At 59.1% G+C, this 25,001-nt stretch carries 23 protein-coding genes; 12 read left to right on the top strand and 11 right to left on the bottom strand.

The genetic code is table 11. The features are described from left to right. Nucleotide 1: 1 nt before the first annotated feature. The 3 genes from NB069_RS06750 to NB069_RS06740 all read right to left on the bottom strand — a co-directional run bounded on the left by NB069_RS06750 (nt 2) and on the right by NB069_RS06740 (nt 2,412). Nucleotides 2–1,120: a PQQ-dependent sugar dehydrogenase gene (locus tag NB069_RS06750; protein WP_250588652.1), complete on the bottom strand. Its 1,119-nt coding sequence runs from the start codon at nt 1,118–1,120 to the stop codon at nt 2–4. A gap of 104 nt (nt 1,121–1,224) precedes the next feature. Then, nucleotides 1,225–1,608, bottom strand: coding sequence for a biofilm formation regulator BssR (gene bssR, locus NB069_RS06745; RefSeq protein ID WP_039029610.1), 384 nt, complete (start codon nt 1,606–1,608; stop codon nt 1,225–1,227). Nucleotides 1,609–1,812: 204 nt separating this feature from the next. Beyond that, entirely contained in the window at nt 1,813–2,412 is a 600-nt protein-coding gene (locus tag NB069_RS06740; protein ID WP_250588651.1) for a hypothetical protein, read from the bottom strand. Between the two features lie 246 nt (nt 2,413–2,658). Between NB069_RS06740 and rimO the strand changes: the two genes are divergently transcribed. Together rimO and NB069_RS06730 are read left to right on the top strand one after the other, a co-directional pair. Beyond that, the gene (gene rimO / locus NB069_RS06735) at nt 2,659–3,984 is read left to right on the top strand and encodes a 30S ribosomal protein S12 methylthiotransferase RimO (protein WP_250588650.1); all 1,326 of its coding nucleotides are present in this window, start codon (nt 2,659–2,661) and stop codon (nt 3,982–3,984) included. Nucleotides 3,985–4,365: 381 nt separating this feature from the next. Then, entirely contained in the window at nt 4,366–5,700 is a 1,335-nt protein-coding gene (locus tag NB069_RS06730; RefSeq protein ID WP_250588649.1) for an MFS transporter, read from the top strand. Nucleotides 5,701–5,736: 36 nt separating this feature from the next. On the opposite strand, the gene NB069_RS06725 is transcribed toward NB069_RS06730, so the two are convergent. Further along, the gene (locus tag NB069_RS06725) at nt 5,737–6,465 is read right to left on the bottom strand and encodes an IclR family transcriptional regulator (RefSeq protein WP_250589467.1); all 729 of its coding nucleotides are present in this window, start codon (nt 6,463–6,465) and stop codon (nt 5,737–5,739) included. Between the two features lie 168 nt (nt 6,466–6,633). Between NB069_RS06725 and NB069_RS06720 the strand changes: the two genes are divergently transcribed. Then, nucleotides 6,634–7,326, top strand: a complete 693-nt coding sequence (locus tag NB069_RS06720; protein ID WP_250588648.1) for an RraA family protein — start codon at nt 6,634–6,636, stop codon at nt 7,324–7,326. After that, the gene (locus NB069_RS06715) at nt 7,326–8,255 is read left to right on the top strand and encodes an NAD(P)-dependent oxidoreductase (protein WP_250588647.1); all 930 of its coding nucleotides are present in this window, start codon (nt 7,326–7,328) and stop codon (nt 8,253–8,255) included. The genes NB069_RS06720 and NB069_RS06715 overlap by 1 nt, the downstream gene beginning before the upstream one ends. Before the next feature lie 33 nt (nt 8,256–8,288). Here the strand turns inward: NB069_RS06715 and NB069_RS06710 are convergent, their stop codons facing one another. Further along, the gene (locus NB069_RS06710; protein ID WP_250588646.1) at nt 8,289–8,726 is read right to left on the bottom strand and encodes a GNAT family N-acetyltransferase; all 438 of its coding nucleotides are present in this window, start codon (nt 8,724–8,726) and stop codon (nt 8,289–8,291) included. A gap of 14 nt (nt 8,727–8,740) precedes the next feature. On the opposite strand from NB069_RS06710, the gene NB069_RS06705 reads away from it, so the two are divergent. From NB069_RS06705 to NB069_RS06695, 3 genes are all read left to right on the top strand, one after another. Further along, a complete protein-coding gene (locus tag NB069_RS06705) occupies nt 8,741–8,911 on the top strand; it encodes a hypothetical protein (RefSeq protein ID WP_250588645.1) in 171 nt (56 codons plus the stop codon). Nucleotides 8,912–8,994: 83 nt separating this feature from the next. Next, nucleotides 8,995–9,672, top strand: a complete 678-nt coding sequence (locus NB069_RS06700; RefSeq protein ID WP_250588644.1) for a type 1 glutamine amidotransferase domain-containing protein — start codon at nt 8,995–8,997, stop codon at nt 9,670–9,672. A gap of 111 nt (nt 9,673–9,783) precedes the next feature. Then, nucleotides 9,784–10,524, top strand: a complete 741-nt coding sequence (locus NB069_RS06695) for an NADPH-dependent oxidoreductase (protein WP_250588643.1) — start codon at nt 9,784–9,786, stop codon at nt 10,522–10,524. Between the two features lie 755 nt (nt 10,525–11,279). Here the strand turns inward: NB069_RS06695 and gsiD are convergent. Genes gsiD through iaaA form a run of 5 tightly spaced genes read right to left on the bottom strand, consistent with a single transcriptional unit; the run spans nt 11,280 to nt 17,552 of the window. Beyond that, the gene (gsiD, locus tag NB069_RS06690) at nt 11,280–12,191 is read right to left on the bottom strand and encodes a glutathione ABC transporter permease GsiD (protein ID WP_250588642.1); all 912 of its coding nucleotides are present in this window, start codon (nt 12,189–12,191) and stop codon (nt 11,280–11,282) included. A 1-nt stretch (nt 12,192) separates the two neighbouring features. Then, a complete protein-coding gene (gene gsiC / locus NB069_RS06685) occupies nt 12,193–13,113 on the bottom strand; it encodes a glutathione ABC transporter permease GsiC (RefSeq protein WP_039032684.1) in 921 nt (306 codons plus the stop codon). 47 nt (nt 13,114–13,160) lie between these two features. After that, on the bottom strand, nt 13,161–14,699 hold the full coding sequence (gsiB, locus tag NB069_RS06680; protein WP_250588641.1) for a glutathione ABC transporter substrate-binding protein GsiB: 1,539 nt from the start codon (nt 14,697–14,699) through the stop codon (nt 13,161–13,163). Nucleotides 14,700–14,730: 31 nt separating this feature from the next. After that, nucleotides 14,731–16,602 carry a glutathione ABC transporter ATP-binding protein GsiA gene (gene gsiA, locus NB069_RS06675; RefSeq protein WP_250588640.1) on the bottom strand — a complete coding sequence of 624 codons (1,872 nt, stop codon included), beginning with the start codon at nt 16,600–16,602 and terminating at the stop codon, nt 14,731–14,733. Nucleotides 16,603–16,613: 11 nt separating this feature from the next. Continuing rightward, on the bottom strand, nt 16,614–17,552 hold the full coding sequence (gene iaaA, locus NB069_RS06670; RefSeq protein ID WP_250588639.1) for a beta-aspartyl-peptidase: 939 nt from the start codon (nt 17,550–17,552) through the stop codon (nt 16,614–16,616). 189 nt (nt 17,553–17,741) lie between these two features. Between iaaA and moeA the strand changes: the two genes are divergently transcribed. Together moeA and moeB are read left to right on the top strand one after the other, a co-directional pair. After that, nucleotides 17,742–18,974 (top strand): molybdopterin molybdotransferase MoeA, encoded by a 1,233-nt coding sequence (gene moeA, locus NB069_RS06665; protein WP_250588638.1) that lies wholly within the window; start codon nt 17,742–17,744, stop codon nt 18,972–18,974. Next, nucleotides 18,971–19,723, top strand: coding sequence for a molybdopterin-synthase adenylyltransferase MoeB (gene moeB, locus NB069_RS06660; RefSeq protein WP_250589466.1), 753 nt, complete (start codon nt 18,971–18,973; stop codon nt 19,721–19,723). Before moeA ends, moeB begins: the two co-directional genes overlap by 4 nt. Before the next feature lie 89 nt (nt 19,724–19,812). Here the strand turns inward: moeB and fsa are convergent, their stop codons facing one another. Further along, on the bottom strand, nt 19,813–20,475 hold the full coding sequence (gene fsa / locus NB069_RS06655; protein ID WP_250588637.1) for a fructose-6-phosphate aldolase: 663 nt from the start codon (nt 20,473–20,475) through the stop codon (nt 19,813–19,815). A 127-nt stretch (nt 20,476–20,602) separates the two neighbouring features. Here fsa and NB069_RS06650 point away from each other — a divergent pair, with 127 nt between their 5' ends. From NB069_RS06650 to NB069_RS06640, 3 genes are all read left to right on the top strand, one after another. Then, nucleotides 20,603–21,502 carry a glycyl-radical enzyme activating protein gene (locus tag NB069_RS06650; protein ID WP_250588636.1) on the top strand — a complete coding sequence of 300 codons (900 nt, stop codon included), beginning with the start codon at nt 20,603–20,605 and terminating at the stop codon, nt 21,500–21,502. A 4-nt stretch (nt 21,503–21,506) separates the two neighbouring features. Then, nucleotides 21,507–23,939 carry a formate C-acetyltransferase/glycerol dehydratase family glycyl radical enzyme gene (locus NB069_RS06645; protein ID WP_250588635.1) on the top strand — a complete coding sequence of 811 codons (2,433 nt, stop codon included), beginning with the start codon at nt 21,507–21,509 and terminating at the stop codon, nt 23,937–23,939. 242 nt (nt 23,940–24,181) lie between these two features. Continuing rightward, nucleotides 24,182–24,997: a Cof-type HAD-IIB family hydrolase gene (locus NB069_RS06640; RefSeq protein ID WP_250588634.1), complete on the top strand. Its 816-nt coding sequence runs from the start codon at nt 24,182–24,184 to the stop codon at nt 24,995–24,997. Nucleotides 24,998–25,001 lie beyond the last annotated feature (4 nt).

Here is a 25,001-nt window from a genome sequence, read left to right as displayed (position 1 = left end):
GTTATGTTCCGGACGGGCTGACTTTTAACAGCTGCCCGTCCGACTCATCGGTCAGCACGTATAAATAGCCGTCCGGCCCGACCCGTACATCCCGGACCCGTTGATTACGATCCCCCAGAATGCGCCCCTCTTCCGTAACGCGGTTGCCGTTGACGTTCAGCACAATCACATCCTTGTCTTTCAGCGCGCCGATAAAGAGTTTGTTTTTCCACTGCGGGAAGACGTCGCTGTTATAGAAGGCCATCCCGCTAAGGGCCGGAGACTGCTTCCAGACAAACAGCGGCGGCTCGGTGCCTTCAACGTGCTCACCTTTGGCCTCCGGGATCGGCAATCCGCTGTAGTTGATGCCGTGGGTCGCCAGCGGCCAGCCATAGTTTTTGCCTTTCTCCGGAATATTGATTTCATCTCCGCCGCGCGGGCCGTGCTCGTTCAGCCACAGGGTATCGCTCCACGGATTCATCGCCATTCCCTGCGGATTACGGATGCCGTAAGACCAGATCTCCGGCCGCGCGTCATTGCGGTTCACAAACGGGTTATCGTCCGGGACAGCGCCCTGATCGGTCAGGCGCACCACCTTGCCCTGCAGCTTGTCGAGATCCTGGGCGGTAGGCCGCTGGTTATTTTCGCCCAGCGCGATATAGAGATAGCCTTTGCCGTCGAACACCAGCCGACCGCCAAAGTGATTGCCGGTAGAGAGTTTTGGCTGCTGGCGGAAGACAACCTTAAAGGCCTCCAACCGGGAATTGTCGTCACTCAGACGGCCATACCCCACCGCCGTGCCCGCTTTCCCGTCATCCCCCGCTTCGGCATAGCTCAGCCAGACCCGGCGCGAGGTTTCGAAGTCGGGTGCCAGCACCACGTCAAGCAATCCGCCCTGGCCGTTAGCCCAGACTTTGGGCACACCGACGATGGGATCGGAGAGCCCTTTCCCCGTCTGCCAGCGCTTAAGCTGACCGCCTTTCAGGGTGATCAGCATGCCCTGATTTTGTGGCAGGAATGCCAGCGACCAGGGGTGATCGAGTTTATTCTGCAGCACTTCGACCTTCACCTCGGCGGGGGCCGCACACAGTGAAGCGGATATCAGCAACAATGGCAGGGAAATAAGCGAGGATCGACGCATAATGCACTCCTTTTCGACATATGCCTTAAAGGTAGACACTCAGCGCAGGGGCATTATTACTTTTACAAAAGCTTAAGCAGTTGGGGGAGTTGCCTCCCCCGGGATCAGCTCCGAATCAGCGGTGCATGCGATTTCAGATACTGGATGCAGAGAGTGAGATCGTTCAGACAGTTTTCCAGCTTCTCTGCGTTGACGGCGATAAATGTCGGGCAATCATGGTTGCCGGTCATCATACAGACGCCTGCGGTAGTGAGCGAACCGGCGGCGCGATAGAGCATAGCCTGCTCCTCGGGATTACAGTACGCTCTCAGTTCAGGCGCTTTTTCACGCATATAAGTACAAAGTTCAAAGAAGTTGTCACGCAGATGGTCGCTTTCGCTGACTGACATGTACCCCTTCGCTTTCCTCAACTGCAGATAGGCCGCGAGATCAATCCGGGCGTTGATCATCTTGTTCAGAAGATCGCGTTTTAGTCTGTCAACGGACATGCTTTTTACCTCCCTTGTCAGCCTTAGAACACCTTTAGATTATGGCTGTTTTTTGTACAATTTAATGCGTCAGGTCAATAATCCGTGACTGCTTTGCAGAATTTACAATGTTAAATAGCGGGAGTCAGACAGGCAGGGTAAAGGGTATTGTGTTGCGGGCTGGCCCGGGGATGACCAGCCGTTGATTCAGGCACAACAATATAATTAGTCTGCGCCAGCCCCCACAATCACCATCCCAATAGTGTGGCAGTCGTCTTTGTGCTTGCTGCCCCTGCATTTACAGATATAGACCGGGTCATGCCGGAAGCTGAAGCCATTTTCTTTCAACCCGTTCAACCGTTCATCGGCCCGATTTACCGTCAGCGGTGAAAAATCCCGGTAAAAGCCGACACCCCAAATCGAGCGGCGCTTTTGTTTGGCTTTCGTAAAATGGGAATTCACCACCTCATAATTCTTAATCAAATCTGTCGCGATGCTTTCAACCAGCTCGGTTGCGCGGCGGGCAAGCTTGAATTCAACATAAATAAACCGGTCCAGACGCGTGCGCTTTTTCCTGAAAATGAGATCGACAATCACATGCTGTCGGCCACTTTGATGTCTTTTGTCGGTGTTGGCGCGTAACTCCCGCTTTGCTGAAAAGTCTAAATAATGCTCCAGAAAATACTCAAACTCTATCTGCAGCCATTTTTCCCAGTCATTCGCCTTTTTATCGAGGATATGCGAGAGCTTTTCCTTCGTATTTTTATGAGCAAAAAAGTCTGATAAAGCCTCTTCAAGTACCTTTATATCGCCGTTAACTGCCATAGATATCCCGGAATGCAAAATTGAATAGATCGTTGATTTGATGAGTTATCGGCTTAGAAAATGAGAACTTTAAGCAAAACCCTGGGGTTTTATAATACAAATTCAACCGCGAAAATGGCCGCCAGAATAGGCAGAAATTTCTCCCGCAGATGTTCGCGGATGCGCACATATCTCCCCTGTAATTCCTGCGCAGAAATCTGTACAATCCCTGCCCTGATAACTCCATAACTGACTACTTTTTAATCTATGAGCAATGTTACCCACCAGCCGAAAATCGGCTTCGTCTCCCTGGGCTGCCCGAAAAACCTGGTGGATTCCGAACGTATCCTGACCGAACTTCGCACCGAAGGCTATGACGTGGTGCCAAGCTACGACAACGCCGATATGGTGATCGTTAACACCTGCGGCTTTATCGACAGCGCCGTACAGGAGTCTCTGGAAGCCATCGGTGAAGCACTCACCGAGAACGGCAAGGTGATTGTCACCGGTTGTCTGGGCGCCAAAGTGGACCAAATCCGCGAAGTGCATCCTAAGGTGCTGGAGATCACCGGCCCGCACAGCTACGAGCAGGTGCTGGAACATGTGCATCACTATGTGCCAAAACCAAAGCACAACCCGTTCCTGAGCCTGGTGCCGGAACAGGGCGTGAAGCTGACCCCGCGTCACTACGCCTACTTAAAAATTTCCGAAGGCTGCAACCATCGCTGCACCTTCTGCATTATCCCGTCCATGCGTGGCGATCTGGTGAGCCGTCCGATTGGCGAAGTGCTGGCTGAAGCCAAACGTCTGGCCGATGCGGGCGTCAAAGAGCTGCTGGTGATCTCTCAGGACACCTCCGCCTACGGCGTGGATGTGAAGCACCGCTCCGGCTTCCACAACGGCGAGCCGGTGAAAACCAGCATGGTCGGCCTGTGCGAACAGCTCGCTAAGCTCGGCATCTGGACCCGTCTGCACTACGTCTACCCGTATCCGCACGTGGACGACGTGATCCCGCTGATGGCGGAAGGCAAAATCCTGCCGTATCTGGATATCCCGCTGCAGCACGCCAGCCCGCGTATTCTGAAGCTGATGAAGCGTCCTGGCTCCGTTGACCGCCAGCTGGCGCGCATCAAACAGTGGCGTGAAATCTGCCCGGATCTGACTCTGCGCTCCACCTTTATCGTTGGCTTCCCGGGTGAAACCGAAGAAGACTTCCAGATGCTGCTCGACTTCCTGAAAGAAGCCCGTCTGGATCGCGTGGGCTGCTTCAAGTACAGCCCGGTTGAAGGCGCGACCGCTAACGAACTGGCGGATCAGGTGCCGGAAGAGGTGAAAGAAGAGCGCTGGAACCGCTTCATGCAGCTGCAACAGCAGATCTCCGCTGAACGCCTGCAGGAGAAAGTGGGCCGCGAAATCATGGTCATCATCGACGAAGTGGACGAAGAAGGCGCGATTGGCCGCAGCATGGCCGATGCCCCGGAAATCGACGGCGCGGTCTACCTGAACGGTGAAACGAAGGTGAAGCCGGGTGATATCGTGCGCGTGAAGGTCGAGAACGCCGACGAGTATGACCTGTGGGGTAGTCGGGTTTAATTTCGCTTAACGCCTGATGGCGCTGCGCTTATCAGCTTACTAAGGGGACTTATGTCCCCTTTTTTATTGCCTACTCCCTGAACTGACACGCATTTAATCCACTATCTGACTCATCTTCCGCTCCTCATACCTCTTCATTTCGTTACATGCCTGCAACGCCTCATCTGTGAGTCACCTCTTATTTACATCATTTAAACCTTCCATTAACTGGATAAAAAGAATGCATCCTCGCTATAGTGGTTTTGTTTGATAAAACCACGTTGTACAGAGTACAACAGAAGATAAGCTGCAATTTGGCGGTCAAGCCGGTTAACAACAAGAAGGGCTGCTTACTTTGCTGAGAATTTCCTGATAAACATAATGAAACCCTGCGAGGAAATAATGACAGAGCACACTCGTAACCCCGTTACGGCCACCGAAGCCATAGAAAGAGAGACCATGCGCAAGGTTATCTGGCGCATCCTCCCGTTTCTGATCGTCAGCTATCTGGTCTCGATTATCGATCGCGGAAACATTGGCATGGCCTCGCTGCAGATGAATGAAGATCTCGGCCTCAGCAAAGCCGCATTTGGTTTCGCCAGCAGCCTCTACTTTGTTGCCTATTTCCTCTTTGAAGTACCGAGTAACCTGGCAATGCAGAAGGTCGGCGCGCGCCTGTGGATCCCGCGCATTATGATCAGCTGGGGCGTAGTATCGATGTGCATGTCGCTGGTTGAGAGCACGACGTCACTCTATATCGTGCGTTTTCTGCTCGGTGCAGCAGAGGCAGGCTTTTTCCCGGGCGTGGTGCTGTATCTCACCTGGTGGATCCCGTCCCGCTACCGTGCACGGATTATCGCCTCGTTTATGGTGGCGATCCCGCTGGCCAACTTTATCGGCTCTCCCCTCTCAGGCCTGATCCTGACGCTGGACGGCTGGATGGGCCTGCGCGGCTGGCATCTGCTGTTCCTCATTGAAGGGTTACCTGCCGTGCTGCTGGGGATTTTGGCCTGGTTTATTCTCCGCGACCGCCCTCATCAGGCCAGCTGGCTGAGCAGTGAACAAAAAGAGTGGCTGGAATCGACCCTGGAGAGTGAACGTCAGCAGTCAAAAAATATCGACCACCAGACGACATGGCAGTTGCTGAAACACCGTCATATCTGGCTGATGGCGCTGATCTACACCGGCGCGTCCTCGGCAGGTACCACCATCAGCGTCTGGTCACCGCAGCTTCTGAAATCGTTCCACCTCGATAACTTGACCACCGGCCTGCTCAACGCCATCCCTTACGGACTGGCATCGGTGCTGATGATCGTCTGGGGCCGCAGCTCAGACCGCAGCAACGAGCGCCGCTGGCATACCGCGCTGACCTTGTTCCTGATTGCAGCAGGCGTGTTCGCAGCGTTTGTGAGCATCTCTCTCCCCGTAACTATTGCGATCCTCAGCGTAATGCTGATTGGGGTCTACTCGATGAAAGGTCCATTCTGGGCGCTGGCGTCGGGCTGGATGAACAGCACCTCGGCAGCCGCGGGGCTGGCCGCCATCGGGGCCATTGCTAACCTGATTGGCGGTGTGGTGATGGTGAACGCTTACGGCATCATCAATGAACGCACCGGCAGCCATACGCTGGCGATGCTTCCACTGGCAGGTCTGTGTATTGCCGGGGGCATTGCTGTACTGGTGATGGGACGTCAGGCCCGCCGCCACGTGAGCCAGGAAAACCAGCTGACCCATTAAGATGAGCACGCGGGACTGCTGTCCCGCGTAGAGGCATCAGCTCTCCAGCTCCTCTGTTTCGCCGTAGAACTCAAGGCAAAATGGCTTGCTGGCCCCCATCTTCAGCGAAAGACGGCTGGCGGTGGCCTTCATCAGCTGGCTTACTCCCCGCTCTCGACGATCTTCAGTCAGCCTTGAAGATGGCCCGGTCAGGGCCAGGGCAGCAATAAGTTTGTCATGCACCCCAAACACCGGCATCGCGAAAGCGGAAGTGTGGGGATCGCGCGCACCTGAGGTATAAAGCGGCAACGACGGCTCACCTTCTGGCAAGGCTTCATTTAGCCCCCAGTGGCGGAGCACCTTGCTGATAGCGGAGTTATCCAGCGGGAACTGAGAGCCGGGCAGATTGCTGTGGCGCAGCCCGTGGGAGGCTTCGGCACGAAAAAGACAAAGACGCTGCCCACCTTCAAGCACATACCAGCTTGCGCTCTCCTGTGACGCCAGGGACAAGGCCTGTAACTCAGGCTGCACCACGCGTGAGAGGTGGAACGACTGCTCGTAGAGCTTACCCAGATAAAGCAGACGCGGACCCAGGGCATAGTTGCCATCATCATGTCTGACGACGTAATTCATGCGCTCCAGGGAGTTCATCAACCGGTAGACAGTGGTTTTATGGTATCCCGACAACTGTGCCAGCGCGGTCAGCGTCAGGCTTTCGTCTCCGGGACGGAAGCAATCCAGTAATGCCAGTGCCTTTTCAACCGCCACAACGCCTTCATTACCCATCATTTTCTCCTGTTCTGGTCGGCAAAGAGTGTACCGCAATTTTGTGAGTCACTTCGTGTTTACATCACAAACGCCAACGTAGCTCTGGCTAAAAGCAAATCAACACCGCTATAGTTGTTTTGTATTGTACACCTGCATTGTACACAGTAAAACAATATGGAGGCATTCATGTCCGTTACAGAGAAATCGATGATTAACCGCGAGTACGATCGCGTGTCCGAAGAAGAGGTCCGCCAGGCCGCCGAGTATCAGGCCGCCATCCTTGCAGACGTTGCCGGGCGTCGTGGAACGCTGCACGGTCGTATCAAACCGCTGGCAGCGCATATGGCCGTTGCCGGCCCGGCCATTACCGTGGAAGTGCGCCCGGGTGACAACCTGGCGATTCATGCTGCGATGGCGGTTGCCCAACCCGGCGATGTGCTGGTAGTGGATGGCAAGGGCGACATCAGCTGCGCATTGCTGGGTGAAATCATGGCGACCCAGGCCCAGGCCAGCGGTATTGCCGGGATCATCATTGACGGTGCCGTACGTGATGCCGACACCCTGAGTAAGGGAAATTACCCTGTATTTTCCGCAGGCCTTAACCCGTGCGGCCCCACAAAATCGATCCCGGGCCGGGTAAACCATGCCATCTCCGTTGCCGGTGCGACCGTGCGCCCAGGGGATCTGGTGGTGGCGGATATCGACGGGGTAGTGGTCATTCCACGCGACGAAGTTCAGCAGGTTATCGCCCAGGCCAAAGAGAAGCTGGAAACCGAAACCCGCCGCCTCGAGGCCATCCGCAAAGGCGATCTGCGCCCGCACTGGCTCAATGATGCGCTGCGCAAAGCAGGAATGTTAACCGACGGGGAGACGCTGTAATGGGGGGTAAAAGTGTGATTCTGGTTACCGGGAGCGATCTGGCTGAACAGGCCATCGCGATGCTGCGCGACTATGATGTGGTGTATGCCGGTCGCCAGCCCACGGAAGATCAGCTGATAGCGCTCTGCGAACAGCACAACCCTGCGGGAATACTGGTGCGTTACGGCAAGATCACGGCCAGGATTATGGATGCAGCTCCGGGGTTGCAGGTTATATCCAAGCACGGCAGCGGCATCGATGTCATCGATCAGACGGCAGCGGCTGAGCGGAATATCGCCGTCTGCTCTGCGCCCGGCGCCAACGCCGCCGCCGTGGCGGAACACACCTGGGCCATGATCCTTGCCTGCGCCAAGTCTGTTGTCATCCTGGATAAACGTCTGCGCGATGGGCACTGGGATAAATCCACGCATAAATCGCTGGAGCTGGAAGGCCTCACCCTGGGCCTGATTGGCCTGGGGGCAATTGGCTCCCGGGTCGCCACGGTGGGTAACGCATTTGGCATGCGCGTGCTGGCCTACGATCCCTTTGCTAAAACCCTGCCGCCCTCCTGCGAGCGTGCAGAAACGCTGAATGACCTGCTGTCCCGCGCGGATGTGATCTCCCTGCACTGCCCTTTAACCGCGGAGAATCGCGGTATGATTAACGCTGAAACCCTCAGCCGCTGTAAGCAAGGCGCTATTCTGGTTAACACCGCACGCGGCGGGTTGATTGATGATAACGCCCTGATTCACGCCCTGGATGAGGGGATCCTGCGAAGCGCCGCACTGGACAGCTTTACCGTCGAGCCGCTGGCGGCACCCCATATCTGGCAAGGGCGAGAAGATGTGATTGTTTCCCCTCATATTGGCGGCGTGAGTGAAGCCTCGTATATCAAAATGGGCACCGTCGCGGCCGGGAATATTTTGCGGGTTCTGAACACCCCCCATTAAGATTCCGCTATCGAGCTTAAACCAGGGTGATTATTAAACCGTAATCCTGTAGCGAACATAATCGTCCACCGTTGCCAGCTTGTCATACAGCGCCCGGGCCGGATTGCCCTCCCGGGTGACCCAGTAGACCTTCGACCACCCTTTCTCCCGGGCCTCATGAATAATGGCCTCAATCAGCGCCCTGCCCGCGCCCCTGCCCCGCGCCGCGTCATCCACAAACAGATCTTCCAGATAGCAGAGCGGCTGCGTCACCCAGGTGCCTTCATGCAGCACGCAGATGGCGAAGCCCACCACGCCCTGCCCGGTTTCTGCCAGTCGGCAAAACAGCCCAGAATCGGGAGAGAGCACCCGACGCCAGGTCGCCAGCGTCACCGCTTCATCCAGTCTGGTGCCGTAAAAACCGAGATAGCCATTCCACAGCCGTAACCATGCGTCGAAATCGTCCGCCTGCGCTTCACGTACTTTAACCATCGCGTTATTCCTTGATGCGTATGAGATATACCGGGATTGTCCTCCCTCCCGGACAGGAGAATAAAGCTATTTCTGGTAAATATTTTGTGGTTCTGGCGGGTACCGCCCTATGGGCTGTCTGGGATGTGGGCGCGTGTCATCCGCCGGATGGCGGTGACGACGTGATTGCCTGTAAGCTGCCGTAATCATTCCGAAACAGCCCTCCCTCCGGGGATGGCTCCGCTGAACCAGGCTACCTTTATAGCTATCCACATCACCGGAGATAGCAATGAAAGTATTAATGGTTCTCACCTCTCACAGCGAACTGGGCAATACCGGCAAGAAAACCGGCTTCTGGCTGGAGGAGTTTGCTGCCCCATACTACGTCTTCAAAGATGCGGGCGCCGACGTGGTGCTGGCATCCCCCGCAGGTGGTCAGCCTCCTTTAGATCCCAAAAGCGATCAGCCCGACTTCCAGACCGACATGACCGCGCGCTTCAAAGCCGATCCGGCGGCACAGCAGGCGCTTGCCAACACCCTGAAGCTCGACAGCGTTCGTCAGGACGATTTTGACACCGTCTTCTACCCTGGCGGCCATGGCCCGCTGTGGGATCTGGCCGAGTCACCGACCTCCATCGCCCTGATTGAAGCCTTCACCCGCGCGGGTAAACCCACCGGCTTTGTCTGCCATGCGCCGGGCGTGCTGCGCCATGTTAAAAATGAATCCGGCGAGCCGCTGGTCAAGGGCCGCAAGGTAACGGGCTTTACCAACGGCGAAGAGGCCGACGTTGAGTTGACCGATATCGTCCCGTTCCTGGTTGAAGATGAATTGAGCGCCCTCGGGGCGCACTACGAGAAAGGCCCGAACTGGGGTTCCTTTATTGTCCAGGACGGCAAGCTGATTACCGGGCAGAACCCGGCCAGCTCCGAAGACGCGGCAAAAGCGCTGGTCGCGACCCTGCGTTAATCTCCCCCGCCCGGCCGCTGGCCGGGTTTTTCTCCTGCGTGCACCGCATAGAGTGTTAAATGCAAAACGGTTTCAGGCTGTTAGGCTTTTGCGCTTCACACAGGAGGACCTATGAACACCATTATTGACCTGTTTAACGACCACAAAAGCGAGCGCAGCTTTACCGATCAAGCCATTGATGACGCCACGCTCGAACGCATTATCAGCACGGCGTATCGCGCCCCTACTTCCGTCCACTCCCAGCAGGTGTCGGTGATCGTCACACGCGATGCCGAAAAGCGGGCAAGAATCTCGCAGATCGCTGGCGGCCAGCCGTGGATTGCCAAAGCCCCGGTGTTTATCACCTTTGTGCTGGATATGTATAAAACGCAGGTTGGGATGAAGCTGGCGGGGCACGAGCAGGTGGCGCACCAGAGCATCGAGAGCCTGGTGGCAGGTGCTACCGACGTGGGCATCGCCCTGGGTTCGGTGATGGCCGCGGCCCGCTCCGAAGGGCTGGGGATCGTGCCGATTGGCGGTATCCGTCTGAAGCCGCTGGAGCTGATCGAGCTGCTTGGGCTGCCGGAGCACACTTTCCCGGTAGCGGGCGTGGTGATTGGCCATGTTGATGTGCCGTCCCACCACAAACCGCGCCTTCCGCTGGAGACCTTCCGCCACGACGAAGCCTACGTCACCGAGGGACTGGAAGCGAAAATCACCCGCTACAATCAGCAGATGACCGAGCACTGGCAGGCCATTAACCGCACCGACGGTGATACCTGGAGCGAAAGCGTGAGCGGGTATTACAAGCACATCTATTTCCCGGATGTGCTGCCAGCCATTCTGAAGCAGGGCTTCGGAGTGGATAAGTAATTCAGCATTGCCCGGCGGCGCTGCGCTTGCGCGGGCCTACGGGATCGCATGTTTTACAGGCCGGGTAAGGCGAAGCCGCCACCCGGCACATTGCCCGGCGGCGCTGCGCTTGCGCGGGCCTACGGGATCGCATGTTTTGTAGGCCGGGTAAGGCGAAGCCGCCACCCGGCACATTGCCCGGCGGCGCTGCACTTGCGCGGGCCTACGGGATTGCATGTTTTGTAGGCCGGGTAAGGCGAAGCCGCCACCCGGCACATTGCCCGGCGGCGCTTCGCTTGCACGGGCCTACGGGCTCGTATGTTTTACAGGCCGGGTAAGCGTAGCGCCACCCGGCACATTGCCCGGCGGCGCTGCGCTTGCGCGGGCCTACGGGATCGCATGTTTTGTAGGCCGGGTAAGGCGAAGCCGCCACCCGGCACATTGCCCGGCGGCGCTGCGCTTGCGCGGGCCTACGGGATTGCATGTTTTGTAGGCCGGGTAAGGCGAAGCCGCCACCCGGCACATTGCCCGGCGGCGCTGCGCTTGCGCGGGCCTACGGGATCGCATGTTTTACAGGCCGGGTAAGCGAAGCCGCCACCCGGCACATTGCCCGGCGGCGCTGCGCTTGCGCGGGCCCACGGGATCGCATGTTTTACAGGCCGGGTAAGGCGAAGCCGCCACCCGGCACATTGCCCGGCGGCGCTGCGCTTGCGCGGGCCTGCGGGATCGCATGTTTTGTAGGCCGGGTAAGGCGAAGCCGCCACCCGGCAAAACAATCACCCCTTAATGCGCGGATCAAGCGCATCCCGCAGTCCATCTCCCAGCAGGTTAAACGCCAGCACGGTGAGGAAGATCGCCATGCTCGGGAACAGCGCCACGTGCGGGGCGATGACCATATCCGCCCGCGCCTCGTTGAGCATTGCCCCCCACTCCGGGGTCGGCGGCTGTGCGCCAAGTCCTAAGAACGACAGGCTGGCGGCGGAGATAATCGACACCCCGATACGCATGGTGAAATAGACCACAATAGAAGAGACGGTGCCCGGCAGGATGTGATTAAACAGGATCGTCGCGTCACTGGCGCCAATGCTGCGCGCCGATTCGATAAAGGTCTGCTGCTTCAGTACCAGGGTATTGCCCCGCACCAGGCGGGCAAAGGCCGGGATGGAGAAGATCGCCACGGCGATAATCACGTTGGCCATGCCGTTACCCATCACCGCCACCACCGCGATGGCCAGCAGAATGCCGGGGAAGGCAAACAGCACGTCGCAAATGCGCATGATGATCCTGTCCCACCAGCCCTCATAGTAGCCCGCCAGCAGGCCCAGCACCGTGCCGATAGCCGCGCCAATCAGGACCGCAAACACCCCTGCGGCCAGCGAGATCTGCGCCCCCATCAGCACCCGGCTGAAGATGTCGCGCCCTAAAGAGTCCACCCCGAACCAGTGCACCATCGACGGGCCTTCGTTGAGGCGGTCGTAATCGAAGTAGTTCTCCGCGTCAAAAGGCACAATCCACGGGGCCAGGATCGCCACCAGGATCAGCAGCATCACAAACAGCCCGGCGGTCACCGCCACCGGCTGCTTGCGAAAGCGTCGCCAGAACTCATGCCATGGGGTGCGGATCCGGTCCGGTTTGAGCCCCGGCATGGCCTTTAACATCGCCTGCCGACGCCAGTTTAACAGTCGCATCTTACTTGTACCTGATAGCCGGATTAATGGCGGCATACAGGACATCCACCACTAAGTTGATAAGAATAAATTCCAGCGAAAAGAGCAGCACTTCTGCCTGGATCACCGGGTAGTCGCGCATGTCGACGGAATCGACCAGCAAACGCCCGAGTCCCGGCCAGTTGAAGACCTTTTCCACCACGATTGAGCCGCCAAGCAGAAAGCCGAACTGCAGCCCCATCATGGTCACCACCGGGATCATTGCGTTGCGCAGGCCGTGCTTGAGGATCACCCACTTCTCGCTGACCCCCTTCGCCCGGGCGGTGCGCATATAGTCTTCGTTCAGTACGTCCACGAACGAGGCGCGGGTAAAGCGCGCCATTACCGCCGCCACCGCCGCGCCCAGCGTCAGCGAAGGCAGGATGTAGTGCCGCCAGCTGTCCGCCCCCACGGTGGGCAGCCAGCCCAGCTCTACGGAGAAGACCTGCATCAGCAGCATGCCCAGCGCAAAGGCCGGGAAGGAGATCCCGGTGACGGCCAGCGCCATCCCCAGCCTGTCCGGCCAGCGGTTGCGCCACACGGCCGCCACAATCCCGGCCATCAGGCCAAACAGCACCGCCCAAGCCATGCTGGCGAGGGTCAGCCAGAACGTCGGCATAAAGCGGCTGGCAATCTCCTCAGAAACGGGCCGCCGGGAGACCATCGAGGTGCCAAAATCCCCCTGCAGGACACTGGTGATGTAGTGCCAGAACTGCCGGTACAGCGGTTGATCGAGCCCCAGCTGCTTACGCACCAGCTCAATCACCGTGGCATCCGCCTCCGGACCGGCAATCAGCCGCGCCGGATCGCCTGGCAGCATATGCACAAATAAAAAGACCAGCACCGCGACAATCAGCAGCGTCGGGATCAGGCCCAGCAGGCGTTTAATCACATAGTTCAGCATGCACATTCCTCTCATCCCGCAGGCGGATACCTGCGGGAATGAGTGCTCTATTTCAGATCCGCGTCGTCAAAGCTAAAGCCGGTATCCGGCATGATGTAGAACCCGGTCAGCGCCTTGTTGTGCGCCGAAACCAGCTTCTCAACCACCAGCGGCACCCATGGCGACTCCTTCCAGATGGTATCCTGCGCATCCTTGTACAGCTTCGCTTTCTCTTCCGGCTGGGTGGTTTTCAGCGCATCCGTCAGATCTTTATCCACCTGCGGGTTGCTGTAGAAGGCGGTGTTAAACAGGGTTGGCGGCCAGTTTTGCGAGGCAAACAGCGGCGACAGTGCCCAGTCCGCTTCACCGGTAGAGGCCGACCAGCCGGTATAGAACATCCTCACCCCGCTCTCTTTCTGCCCTTTGCCTTCCACTTCCGCGGCGCGCTGTCCGGCATCCATCGCCGTTACCTGCACCTTAATGCCCACCTGCGCCAGCTGCTGCTGGGTAAACTGCAGCACCTTCTGGGCGGTACTGTGATTGTGCGACGACCACAGCGTGGTGCTGAAGCCGTTCGGGAAGCCCGCCTCTTTCAGCAGCGCCCGCGCTTTGGTCGGGTTGTATTCCCACGGATGATACTGCTGCGAGTAAGCGATGGAGGGCGGCACGACCCCGGTCGCCGGGGTGGCATAACCGGCAAAGGCTACCTTCACCAGCGCGTCGCGGTTGATGGCGTAGTTGATCGCCTCGCGCACTTTCGGGTTATCGAACGGCTTTTGCGTGACGTTCATGCTGATGTAACGCTGCATGATCGACGGGCTGGCCACCAGCTCCAGCTTGCTGTTTTTGCCCAGCAGCGCCGCCTGCTCGTAGGGGATCGGGAAGGCAAACTGCGCTTCGCCGGTCTGTAGCATCGCCGCGCGGGTGTTGTTATCCACCACCGGACGCCAGGTGATGGTGTCCAGCTTCGGCAGCCCCTGCTGCCAGTATCCGGCGAACTTCTTCACCTTCACAAAGTCGGTCTGGTTCCAGGTCACCAGCTCATACGGCCCGGTGCCCACCGGATGGAAACCAATCTCTTTGCCGTACTTTTTCAGCGCTGCGGGGGAGATCATCGCCGTGGCCGGGTGCGCCAGAATGTTAATAAAGGCGGAGAACGGCTCTTTAAGGGTGATTTTTACCGTCGTGGGATCGACGACCTCGGTACTGGCGATGTTTTTATACAGGTTATAACGCTTGAGGCTGTTTTCCGGGTTGCTGGCGCGATCGAGGTTGACCTTCACCGCCTCAGCGTTGAAGTCGGTCCCGTCCTGGAACTTAACGCCGCTGCGCAGCTTGATGGTGTAGACCAGCCCGTCGTCAGACACCTTGTAGCTTTCGGCCAGCACGTTTTTCAGCTGCATCTCTTTATCAAGGCCAAACAGCCCCTGATAAAAGGACTTCGCCACCTGCTGGGAGAGCGTGTCGTTGGCATCATAGGGATCGAGGGTGGTGAAATTCGAGGCCACCGCCACCACCACGTCTTTTGCTGCGAAGGCCGGCGTGGCCGCCAGGGCTGCCGTTACGCTCGCGGCTAACAGCCATCTGCGAGCAACAAATGTTGTCATTGTACTCTCCTGTTGTTCCCTGCTGTCTGAGTTATAAACGCGAAAAAGCATTATCCTGCCGCGGCGGCGCAACGAAATGGCCGGGACTGACCTCCCGCAACTCCACGCGCTCGGTGAACTCGCCTCGCTTGCGAATGTTGCCCGGTAGTTCATCCTGCAACAGCACCCGCCGGGCCTGACGATGGGCCGGATCCGCCACCGGCACCGCCGCCATCAGCTTGCGGGTGTAGGGATGCTGCGGGTTTTCAAATACCGCCCGACGCGGGCCAATCTCGACAATCTGGCCGAGATACATCACCGCCACGCGGTGGCTGATGCGCTCCACCACCGCCATATCGTGCGAAATAAACAGAAACGCGATGCCCATCTCCCGCTGCAAATCGAGGAGCAGGTTGATGATCTGCGCCCGGATGGAGACGTCCAGCGCCGAGACGGACTCATCGGCAATCACCACCTTCGGGTTCAGCGCCAGGGCGCGGGCAATACAGATCCGCTGCCGCTGGCCGCCGGAAAATTCATGGGGGTAGCGCCAGGCGTGTTCGGGCTTCAGCCCCACGCGCTCCAGCAGCCACGCCACCCGCCGCTGCGCGGCTTCGCCGTCCAGCAGGTTATGCACCCGCAGCGGCTCCATAATCGAATAGCCCACCGTCTGGCGGGGATCGAGGGAGGCATAGGGATCCTGGAAAATAAACTGAATATCCCGCCGCAGGGGTTGCAGCTTCCCGGCAGGCAGGGTGTCGATACGCTCGCCGTTAAAGGTGATGGTGCCTTCCTGGGACTCCACCAGCCGCAGCAGCGCCCGTCCGGTGGTCGATTTTCCGCTGCCGGATTCGCCCACCAGGGACAGCGTTTCACCGGGCCATAAATCGAAGCTGACGTTCTCCACCGCGTGGACTTCGCGCCTGACGCGGTTCAACAGCCCGCTGCGCAGCGGGAAGCGCGTCACCAGATCGCGCACCTGCAAAATCGGCTCGCCCTGCACCACGGTATCCTGCTCGGTTTCGGCCTCCTGATGGCCGGGGTTGGCAAGGGAGATGAGCGGAAAACGCCGCGGCAAATCGCTGCCGTTCATCGCCCCCAGCCGCGGTACTGCCGCCAGCAGCGCCTTCGTGTAAGGGTGTTCAGGGGCGTGGAAAATCTGCTCTACGGTGCCGGTTTCCACCGCCTCGCCCTGGTACATCACCAGGACCCGGTCGGCGATATCTGCCACCACGCCCATGTCGTGGGTGATAAAGATCACCCCCATCTCCATCTCCTCCTGCAACACTTTAATGAGCTGGAGGATCTGCGCCTGAACGGTGACGTCCAGCGCGGTAGTGGGTTCATCGGCAATCAGCACTGCCGGGCGACAGGAGAGCGCCATGGCGATCATCACCCGCTGGCGCATGCCGCCGGAGAGCTGATGCGGATAGCGCGACAGAATAGTGTCCGCCTCGGGAATGCGCACCTGCTCCAGCATGTGCCGGGCTTCGATCAGCGCATTCTCACGGCTCAGCCCCTGATGCAGACGAATCGACTCGGCGATCTGCTCTCCCACCGGGAAGACCGGATTGAGGGAGGTCATTGGCTCCTGGAAAATCATGGCGATATCGGCGCCGCGCACGCTGCGCATCTGGGACGGATTCAGAGTGGTGAGATCGCTTACCTGCCCGTTGCGACGGCGCAGCAGCAGGCTGTCGCACTCGACCAGCCCGCCGGACTGTTCAATCAGGCGCATCAGCGACAGCGCGGTAACCGACTTACCCGAGCCGGATTCGCCGACAATCGCCAGGGTTTCACCGCGTTTCAGCGAAAAAGAGAGCTGTTTTACCGCCGGGATCCTCTGCCTCTCGTCGGGAAAGGCGACGTTCAGGTTGTGCACCGCCAGCACCTGCTGACTGTCCAGTTCATCGCTGTGCGGCATCCCTCTCCCCCTTATTCACGGTAAATTCCGGTGCTCGGCGTATCGCCTGCGTATCCCCAGGCACGGTACATGCCTTCACTGTTAAACGGTAAGGCCACGTTACCCTCACGATCGACGGCAATGAGCCCGCCGCAGCCTTCCAGCGCCGGGAGTTTTTCCATCACCACCCGCTCGCAGGCTTCGGCCAGGCTTAAGCCGCCATAATCCATCAGCGCGGCGATGTCATAGGCGGCGAGGGTGCGAATAAACACCTCCCCGGTGCCGGTACAGGAGACCGCCACGCTGGCGTTATTGGCATAGCAGCCCGCGCCGGGCAGCGGGCTGTCGCCCACCCGACCGGGCAATTTATTGGTCATTCCGCCGGTAGAGGTGGCGGCGGCCAGATTCCCCGCCTTATCCAGCGCCACGGCGCCCACGGTGCCCGTTTTGGTGGACTCATCCAGCGGGGCGGCGTGGTCGAGACGGGTCTCTCCGGCGCTGCGCGCTGCCAGCAGCTGCTGATAACGCTCGGGCGTGGAGAAGATCTCTGGCGAGACCGCCTCCATGCCCTGTTCGAAGGCGAATTTCTCGGCCCCCTCGCCCACCAGCAGCACGTGCGGGCTCTGCTCCATCACCAGACGGGCGGCCAGCACCGGGTTGCGCAGATGGCTGACTCCGGCGACGGCACCTGCCTTCAGGGTAATGCCGTCCATCACGCAGGCATCCAGCTCGTGGGTTTCGTCCCGGGTGAACACCGAGCCAATCCCGGCGTTAAACAGCGGACACTCCTCCAGCAGGCGCACCGCCTCGGTGACCACATCCAGCGCGCTCTCGCCCGCCTCGAGCATACGCTGGCCGGTTTCCACTATCGATGAGAGCGCCTCGATGTAGCGCCTCTCCTGCTCCTGACTGAGCTGCGTCCGGGTAATTGCCCCGGCGCCGCCGTGGATTGCGATGACTGCATTACCCATTTACTTCACCTTTGGGCAGGTTATTGCCGCTTTTTTTATAAATATCATTATCGTGGCTGATGGTTCATATAATTTTTGAATATAGAAAGACGTCACTGTGATGTAAAGGGTAAGCCCATGGTGTCATACAGTTAACGGCACTTTTCTGCCATAATGGCCGCCTTCGTTATTCTCTCGCTGGAGTGACCCATGGATTTTACCGCCGGACTGATGCCGCTTGAGACGGCCCTCACGCAGATGCTCGATCGACTTTCTCCGCTGTCAGAGCAGGAAACCCTGCCCCTGCTGCGCTGTTTTGGCCGCGTGACCGCCGCCGACATCGTTTCGCCCCTCAACGTGCCGGGCTTTGATAACTCAGCGATGGATGGCTATGCCGTGCGTCTGGCGGATCTGGCGGCAGGCACTGCGCTGCCGGTGGCGGGTAAAGCCTTTGCCGGCCAGCCTTTCCAGGGTGAATGGCCTGCGGGAAGCTGCATCCGCATTATGACCGGCGCGCCGGTGCCGCCAGGCTGCGATGCGGTGGTGATGCAGGAGGAGACAGAGCAGACCGACGACGGCGTGCGTTTTACCGCCAGCGTTAAGCCTGGACAGAATATCCGTCGCAGCGGGGAAGACATCACCCTGGGCGCAACCGTCTTCCCGGCGGGCACCAGACTGACCGTCGCCGAGCTGCCGGTCCTGGCGTCGCTGGGTATCGCAGACATTGCCGTGGTGCGCCAGGTGCGCGTGGCGGTGTTCTCTACCGGGGATGAGCTTCAGTTGCCGGGCCAGCCGCTGGCCGAGGGGCAGATCTACGACACTAACCGGCTGGCAGTGCATCTGATGCTGGAGCAGCTGGGCTGCGAGGTGATCAACCTCGGCATTATTCCTGACGATCCGGATCGGCTGCGCGCCGCCTTTATTGAAGCGGATCGCGTGGCCGACGTGGTGCTGAGCTCCGGCGGTGTGTCGGTGGGGGAAGCGGATTACACCAAAACCATCCTCGACGAACTGGGCGAGATTGGCTTCTGGAAGCTGGCTATCAAGCCGGGCAAACCCTTCGCCTTCGGCACGCTGCCGAACAGCTGGTTCTGCGGCCTGCCGGGCAACCCGGTCTCAGCGGCCCTCACCTTCTATCAGCTGGTGCAGCCGCTGCTGGCGAAGCTTTCCGGCAACCGGGCGCCCAGCCTGCCTGCCCGCCAGCGTGTCCGCGCCGCCACCCGTCTGAAAAAATCACCGGGCCGTCTCGACTTCCAGCGCGGCATTCTGGCGCGTAACGCCGACGGTGAGCTGGAGGTGCGCACAACCGGACATCAGGGCTCGCATATTTTCAGCTCCTTCAGCCAGGGCAACTGCTTTATCGTGCTTGAACGCGAGCGCGGCAACGTGGAAGCAGGCGAATGGGTTGAGGTTGAGCCGTTTAACGCCCTGTTTGGAGGCTGAGCATGGAGCTGAGCGACAACGAGATGCTGCGCTACAATCGCCAGATTGTGCTGCGCGGCTTTGATTTCGAGGGTCAGGAGGCGTTAAAAGCCGCGAACGTACTGGTGGTCGGCCTTGGCGGACTGGGCTGCGCCGCGGCGCAGTATCTGGCTGCGGCTGGCGTCGGGCGCATGACGCTGCTCGATTTCGACACCGTGTCGCTCTCCAACCTGCAACGTCAGACCCTGCACAGCGATGCCACCCTCGGCGAGCCCAAAGTGGTGTCGGCCCGGGCGTCGCTGTCGCGCATCAACCCCAACGTGCAGTTCACCCTGCTCGATGCCCTGCTGGATGAAGCCGCGCTGTTCGATCAGATTGCCCGGCACGATCTGGTTCTCGACTGCACCGATAACGTTACCATCCGCAATCAGCTCAACGCGGGCTGTTTCGCCCATAAAACGCCGCTGGTTTCCGGGGCGGCAATCCGCATGGAAGGCCAGATCAGCGTCTTTACGTATGCACAGGGCGAGCCCTGCTACCGCTGCCTGAGCCGTCTGTTTGGCGAAAATGCCCTGACCTGTGTGGAAGCTGGCGTAATGGCCCCGCTGGTAGGGGTGATCGGTTCGATGCAGGCGATGGAGGCCATCAAAGTGCTGACCCGGTACGGCACGCCAGCGGCGGGGAAAATCGTGATGTACGACGCGATGACCTGCCAGTTCCGCGAGATGAAGCTGATGCGTCATCCGGGGTGCGAGGTGTGCGGAGGTTAAAAACATGCCGGGTGGCGGCTTCGCCTTACCCGGCCTACAAAAACCTCGAACCGTAGGCCGGGCAAGCGCAGCGCCGCCCGGCAATACCCCTAGATCGACGTCCGCCCAAAGGCGTTCTGCCAGTCCTGCTCAAACTTCGCAATCGCCGCATCCACTGCCGGAGAGGCGATCAACTGCTGGGCCACGTCCAGCGGCAGGGTGATGGACTCGCAGCCTGCCAGCAGGCAGTCCAGCGCCTGACGCGGGGTTTTGAAGCTCGCCGCCAGCACTTTTGACTGCGGCGCGTGGAGCGTCAGCAGCTGCTGCAGCTCCGCCACCGTCTGGATCCCGTCCCCGCCCTGCGCATCCACGCGGTTCACATAGGGGGCAACATACTCCGCCCCCGCCAGCGCCGCCATCATTCCCTGCGCCGCGCTGTATACCGCCGTACCCAGGGTCGGCACGCCCTGGGCTTTCAGCATTTTAATTGCCGCCAGTCCTTCTGCCGTGACAGGCACTTTCACCACCAGATCGGCGACGATGGCTCGCAGTTTCAGCGCATCTTCCACCATACCTTCTGCGGTAGTCGCCATAACCTGGGCAAACAGACGCCCCTGGCCGCCCATCGCCTCCTGGAGCTGAGGGAGCAACACCTCAATCGGCGTTTTGCCTGCGGCGACGATGCTTGGGTTTGTGGTAACGCCTGCCAGCGGAAAAACACGGGCCAGCTTTTTAACGGCGATGACGTCGGATGTGTCGAGATACAATTCCATGATGGGGTCCTCAAAAATGACTATGCCGTAACCCTACCACGGCAAAACCTGCTTCTGGGTTGATTTGCGTCAAGATAACTTTCATTCGAAAGTAATTTAATCTTCATACGCAACAAGAGGCGACATTATGATCTTCAACATTCAGCGTTATTCGACACACGACGGCCCCGGCATTCGGACGGTGGTCTTTATGAAAGGCTGCTCCCTGGGCTGCCGCTGGTGTCAGAACCCGGAAAGCCGCGAACGCTCGCGGGATCTGCTGTTCGACGCTCGCCTGTGCCTGGAGGGGTGTAACCTCTGTCAGCAGGTGGCGCCCGCGGTCATCCAACGCACGCTGAATGGCCTGGTGATCCACCGCGAAAAACTCAACGATACGCACCTTGATGCCCTCACCGACTGCTGCCCGACCCAGGCCCTGACCGTCTGCGGCGAGGAGAAGCAGGTGGAGGAGATCATGGCGACCGTCCTGCGGGATAAACCGTTCTACGATCGCAGTGGCGGCGGCGTTACCCTTTCCGGTGGCGAACCCTTTATGAACCCGGATCTTGCCCGCCAGCTGTTCCAGGCCAGCCACGACCAGGGTATTCATACAGCGGTGGAAACCTGCCTGCACGTGCCGTGGCACTATATCGAACCGTCGTTACCGTACATCGATCTGTTTCTCGCTGACCTGAAGCACGTCGATGGCGCGATCTTTAAGCAGTGGACCGGGGGCTCGGCAAAACGGGTGCTTGATAACCTTAAGCGTCTGGCCGCCGCCGGAAAGCAGCTCACCATTCGCGTGCCGCTGATCCAGGGTTTTAACGCCGATGAAGCCTCTATTACCGCTATTACCAATTTTGCCGCCGACGAACTGAACGTCCACGACATCCATTTTTTGCCGTACCACACGCTGGGCATGAACAAGTACAGCCTGCTCGGCCAACCCTACTCTGCCCCTGATAAACCGCTCGATAATCCTGCATTACTGGACTTTGCCCGGCAGTACGCCGCCCAGAAAGGGTTAACCGCGACCTTACGAGGATAATGTTATGACACAGCTGAATCTTAATACCCTGAGCGAGCGCATTAAGGCGCATAAAACTGCCCTGGTGCATATTGTTAAGCCGCCGGTCTGTACCGAACGCGCCCAGCACTACACCGAAATGTACCAGCAGCATATGGATAAGCCGATCCCGGTTCGCCGCGCGCTGGCGCTGGCCCATCACCTGGCGAAGCGCACAATCTGGATCAAACATGACGAGCTGATTATTGGTAACCAGGCAAGCGAAGTGCGCGCCGCGCCGATCTTCCCGGAATACACCGTCTCGTGGATTGAAAAAGAGATCGACGATCTCGCCGACCGTCCGGGCGCGGGCTTTGCGGTCAGCGAAGAGAACAAACGCGTCCTGCATGAGCTCTGCCCGTGGTGGCGCGGCCAGACGGTACAGGATCGCTGCTACGGCATGTTCACCGACGAGCAGAAAGGCCTGCTGGAAACCGGCATCATCAAAGCCGAAGGCAACATGACCTCCGGCGACGCGCACCTGGCGGTAAACTTCCCGTTAGTGCTGGAAAAAGGGCTCGACGGCCTGCGCCACAAAGTGGACGAGCGCCGCTCGCGCATCAACCTCACCTGCCTGGAAGACCTGCACGGCGACCAGTTCCTGAAAGCGATCGATATCGTGCTGGAAGCGGTGAGCCTGCATATCGAGCGCTTTGCCGATCTGGCGCGTGAGATGGCCGCAGCCGAAACCCGCGAAAACCGCCGCGACGAGCTGCTGGCCATGGCGGAAAACTGCGACATCATCGCTCACGAACCGCCAAAAACCTTCTGGCAGGCGCTGCAGCTGTGCTACTTCATCCAGTTGATCCTGCAGATTGAGTCCAACGGCCACTCCGTCTCCTTTGCCCGTATGGACCAGTATCTCTATCCGTACTACCGCCGCGACGTGGAGCTGAATCAGTCTCTGGATCGTGAGCACGCCATCGAGCTGCTGCACAGCTGCTGGCTGAAGCTGCTGGAAGTGAACAAGATCCGCTCCGGCTCGCACTCCAAAGCCTCTGCCGGGAGCCCGCTGTACCAGAACGTCACCATCGGCGGCCAGAAGCTGGTCAACGGTGAGCCGATGGATGCGGTGAACCCGCTCTCTTACGCCATTCTGGAATCCTGCGGCCGTCTGCGCTCCACCCAGCCGAACCTGAGCGTGCGCTACCATGCGGGCATGAGCAACGACTTCCTTGACGCCTGCGTGCAGGTGATCCGCTGCGGCTTCGGGATGCCGGCCTTCAACAACGATGAGATCGTTATCCCTGAGTTCATCAAGCTCGGTATCGAAGAGGCCGACGCCTACGACTACGCTGCCATCGGCTGCATCGAAACCGCCGTCGGCGGCAAGTGGGGCTACCGCTGCACCGGCATGAGCTTTATCAACTTCGCCCGCGTGATGCTGGCGGCGCTGGAAGGCGGCCGCGACGCCACCAGCGGCAAGGTATTCCTGCCGCAGGTTAAAGCGCTCTCAGCCGGTAACTTCAACAACTTCGATGAAGTGATGGCCGCCTGGGATCGCCAGATTAAGTACTACACCCGCAAATCCATCGAGATCGAGTACGTGGTGGACACCATGCTGGAAGAGAACGTCCACGACATTCTCTGCTCGGCGCTGGTGGATGACTGCATTGAGCGCGCGAAGAGCATCAAACAGGGCGGCGCGAAGTACGACTGGGTCTCCGGCCTGCAGGTGGGGATCGCCAACCTCGGCAACAGCCTGGCGGCGGTGAAGAAGCTGGTGTTCGAACAGGGTGCAATCGGTCAGCAGCAACTGGCGGCGGCGCTGGCGGATGACTTTGAGGGGCTGACCCACGAACAGCTGCGCCAGCGTCTGATCAACGGCGCGCCGAAGTACGGTAACGACGATGACAGCGTGGATCTGCTGCTGGCCCGGGCTTATCAGACCTACATCGAAGAGCTGAAGCAGTACCACAACCCGCGCTATGGCCGCGGCCCGATTGGCGGCAACTACTATGCCGGAACCTCGTCTATCTCCGCCAACGTACCTTTTGGTGCGGCAACCATGGCGACGCCGGACGGTCGTAAGGCGCATACTCCGCTGGCCGAAGGGGCAAGCCCGTCTTCCGGTACTGACCACCTGGGCCCAACGGCAGTGATCGGCTCCGTAGGCAAACTGCCGACCGACGCCATCCTCGGCGGCGTGCTGCTGAACCAGAAGCTCAACCCGGCAACGCTGGATAACGACAGCGACCGCCAGAAGCTGATGGTACTGCTGCGCACCTTCTTTGAGGTGCATAAGGGCTGGCATATCCAGTACAACATCGTGTCCCGCGAAACGCTGCTGGAGGCGAAGAAACACCCGGACCAGTATCGTGACCTGGTCGTGCGCGTGGCGGGTTACTCGGCGTTCTTTACCGCCCTGTCCCCGGATGCGCAGGACGACATTATTGCGCGTACTGAGCATACGCTGTAATGAGATCCCCTCTCCCTCGAGGGAGAGGGTTAGGGTGAGGGGGATAGCGCGCGCTGTTGCCCTCACCCCGGCCCTCTCCCACAGGGAGAGGGAGAAAACACCAAAAACGGCAACTCTGGTTGCCGTTTTGCATTTACCTTTGCCACCCGGCTTCGTGACTTTCATTCGAAATTAAATTTGTGGTTTCGGTCACATTGTTATTAGAATGTTTCTGGTCGCAGTAACATCCAGGAGCGCAATGTATGACCGTTAAAGTTATCGTCACCGATATGGACGGAACTTTTCTTGATGACGCCAAGCAGTACGATCAAGACCGCTTTCAGGCGCAGTTCCAGCAACTTCAGGCCCGTAATATTGAATTCGTTGTCGCCAGCGGCAACCAGTATTACCAGCTCATCTCTTTCTTCCCGGAACTGAAATCGCAGATCTCCTTCGTGGCGGAAAACGGCGCGCTGGTGTTCGATCACGGCGAGCAGATTTTCCACGGCGAACTGACGAAGCACGAGTCGCAGATTGTCATCGGCGAACTGCTGAAGGATAAATCCCTGAACTTCGTTGCCTGCGGTCTGGAGAGCGCCTACGTCAGCGACAAGGCACCCGAAGCCTTCGTTGCGCTGATGTCAAAACACTATCACCGCTTAGCGCGCATCAGCGATTATCGCGACATCGACGACGTGCTGTTCAAGTTCTCCCTGAACCTGCCCGACAGCGATATCCCGAACCTGGTCGACGCCCTGCATGTCTCCCTGGACGGCATTATGAAGCCGGTGACCAGCGGATTTGGCTTTGTCGATCTCATTATTCCCGGCCTGCATAAAGCCAGCGGCCTCAGCCGCCTGCTGAAGCGCTGGCACATCTCTCCGCAGGAGTGCGTGGCCATCGGCGACAGCGGTAACGACGCCGAAATGCTGAAGTTTGTGAACTACTCCTTCGCCATGGGGAACGCGGGAGAAAGCATCAAAGCCATCACCCGCTACCAGGCCGACGACAACAACCACCAGGGCGCACTGAACGTGATTCAGGCCGTCCTCGATAATACCCCGCCCTTCAGCCGCTGATCTC

The organism is Leclercia adecarboxylata (assembly GCF_023639785.1).
GTDB lineage: Bacteria > Pseudomonadota > Gammaproteobacteria > Enterobacterales > Enterobacteriaceae > Enterobacter > Enterobacter adecarboxylatus_D.
Note: the sequence above shows the minus strand (reverse complement) of the source record. Positions and strands in the feature narration are given on the sequence as shown.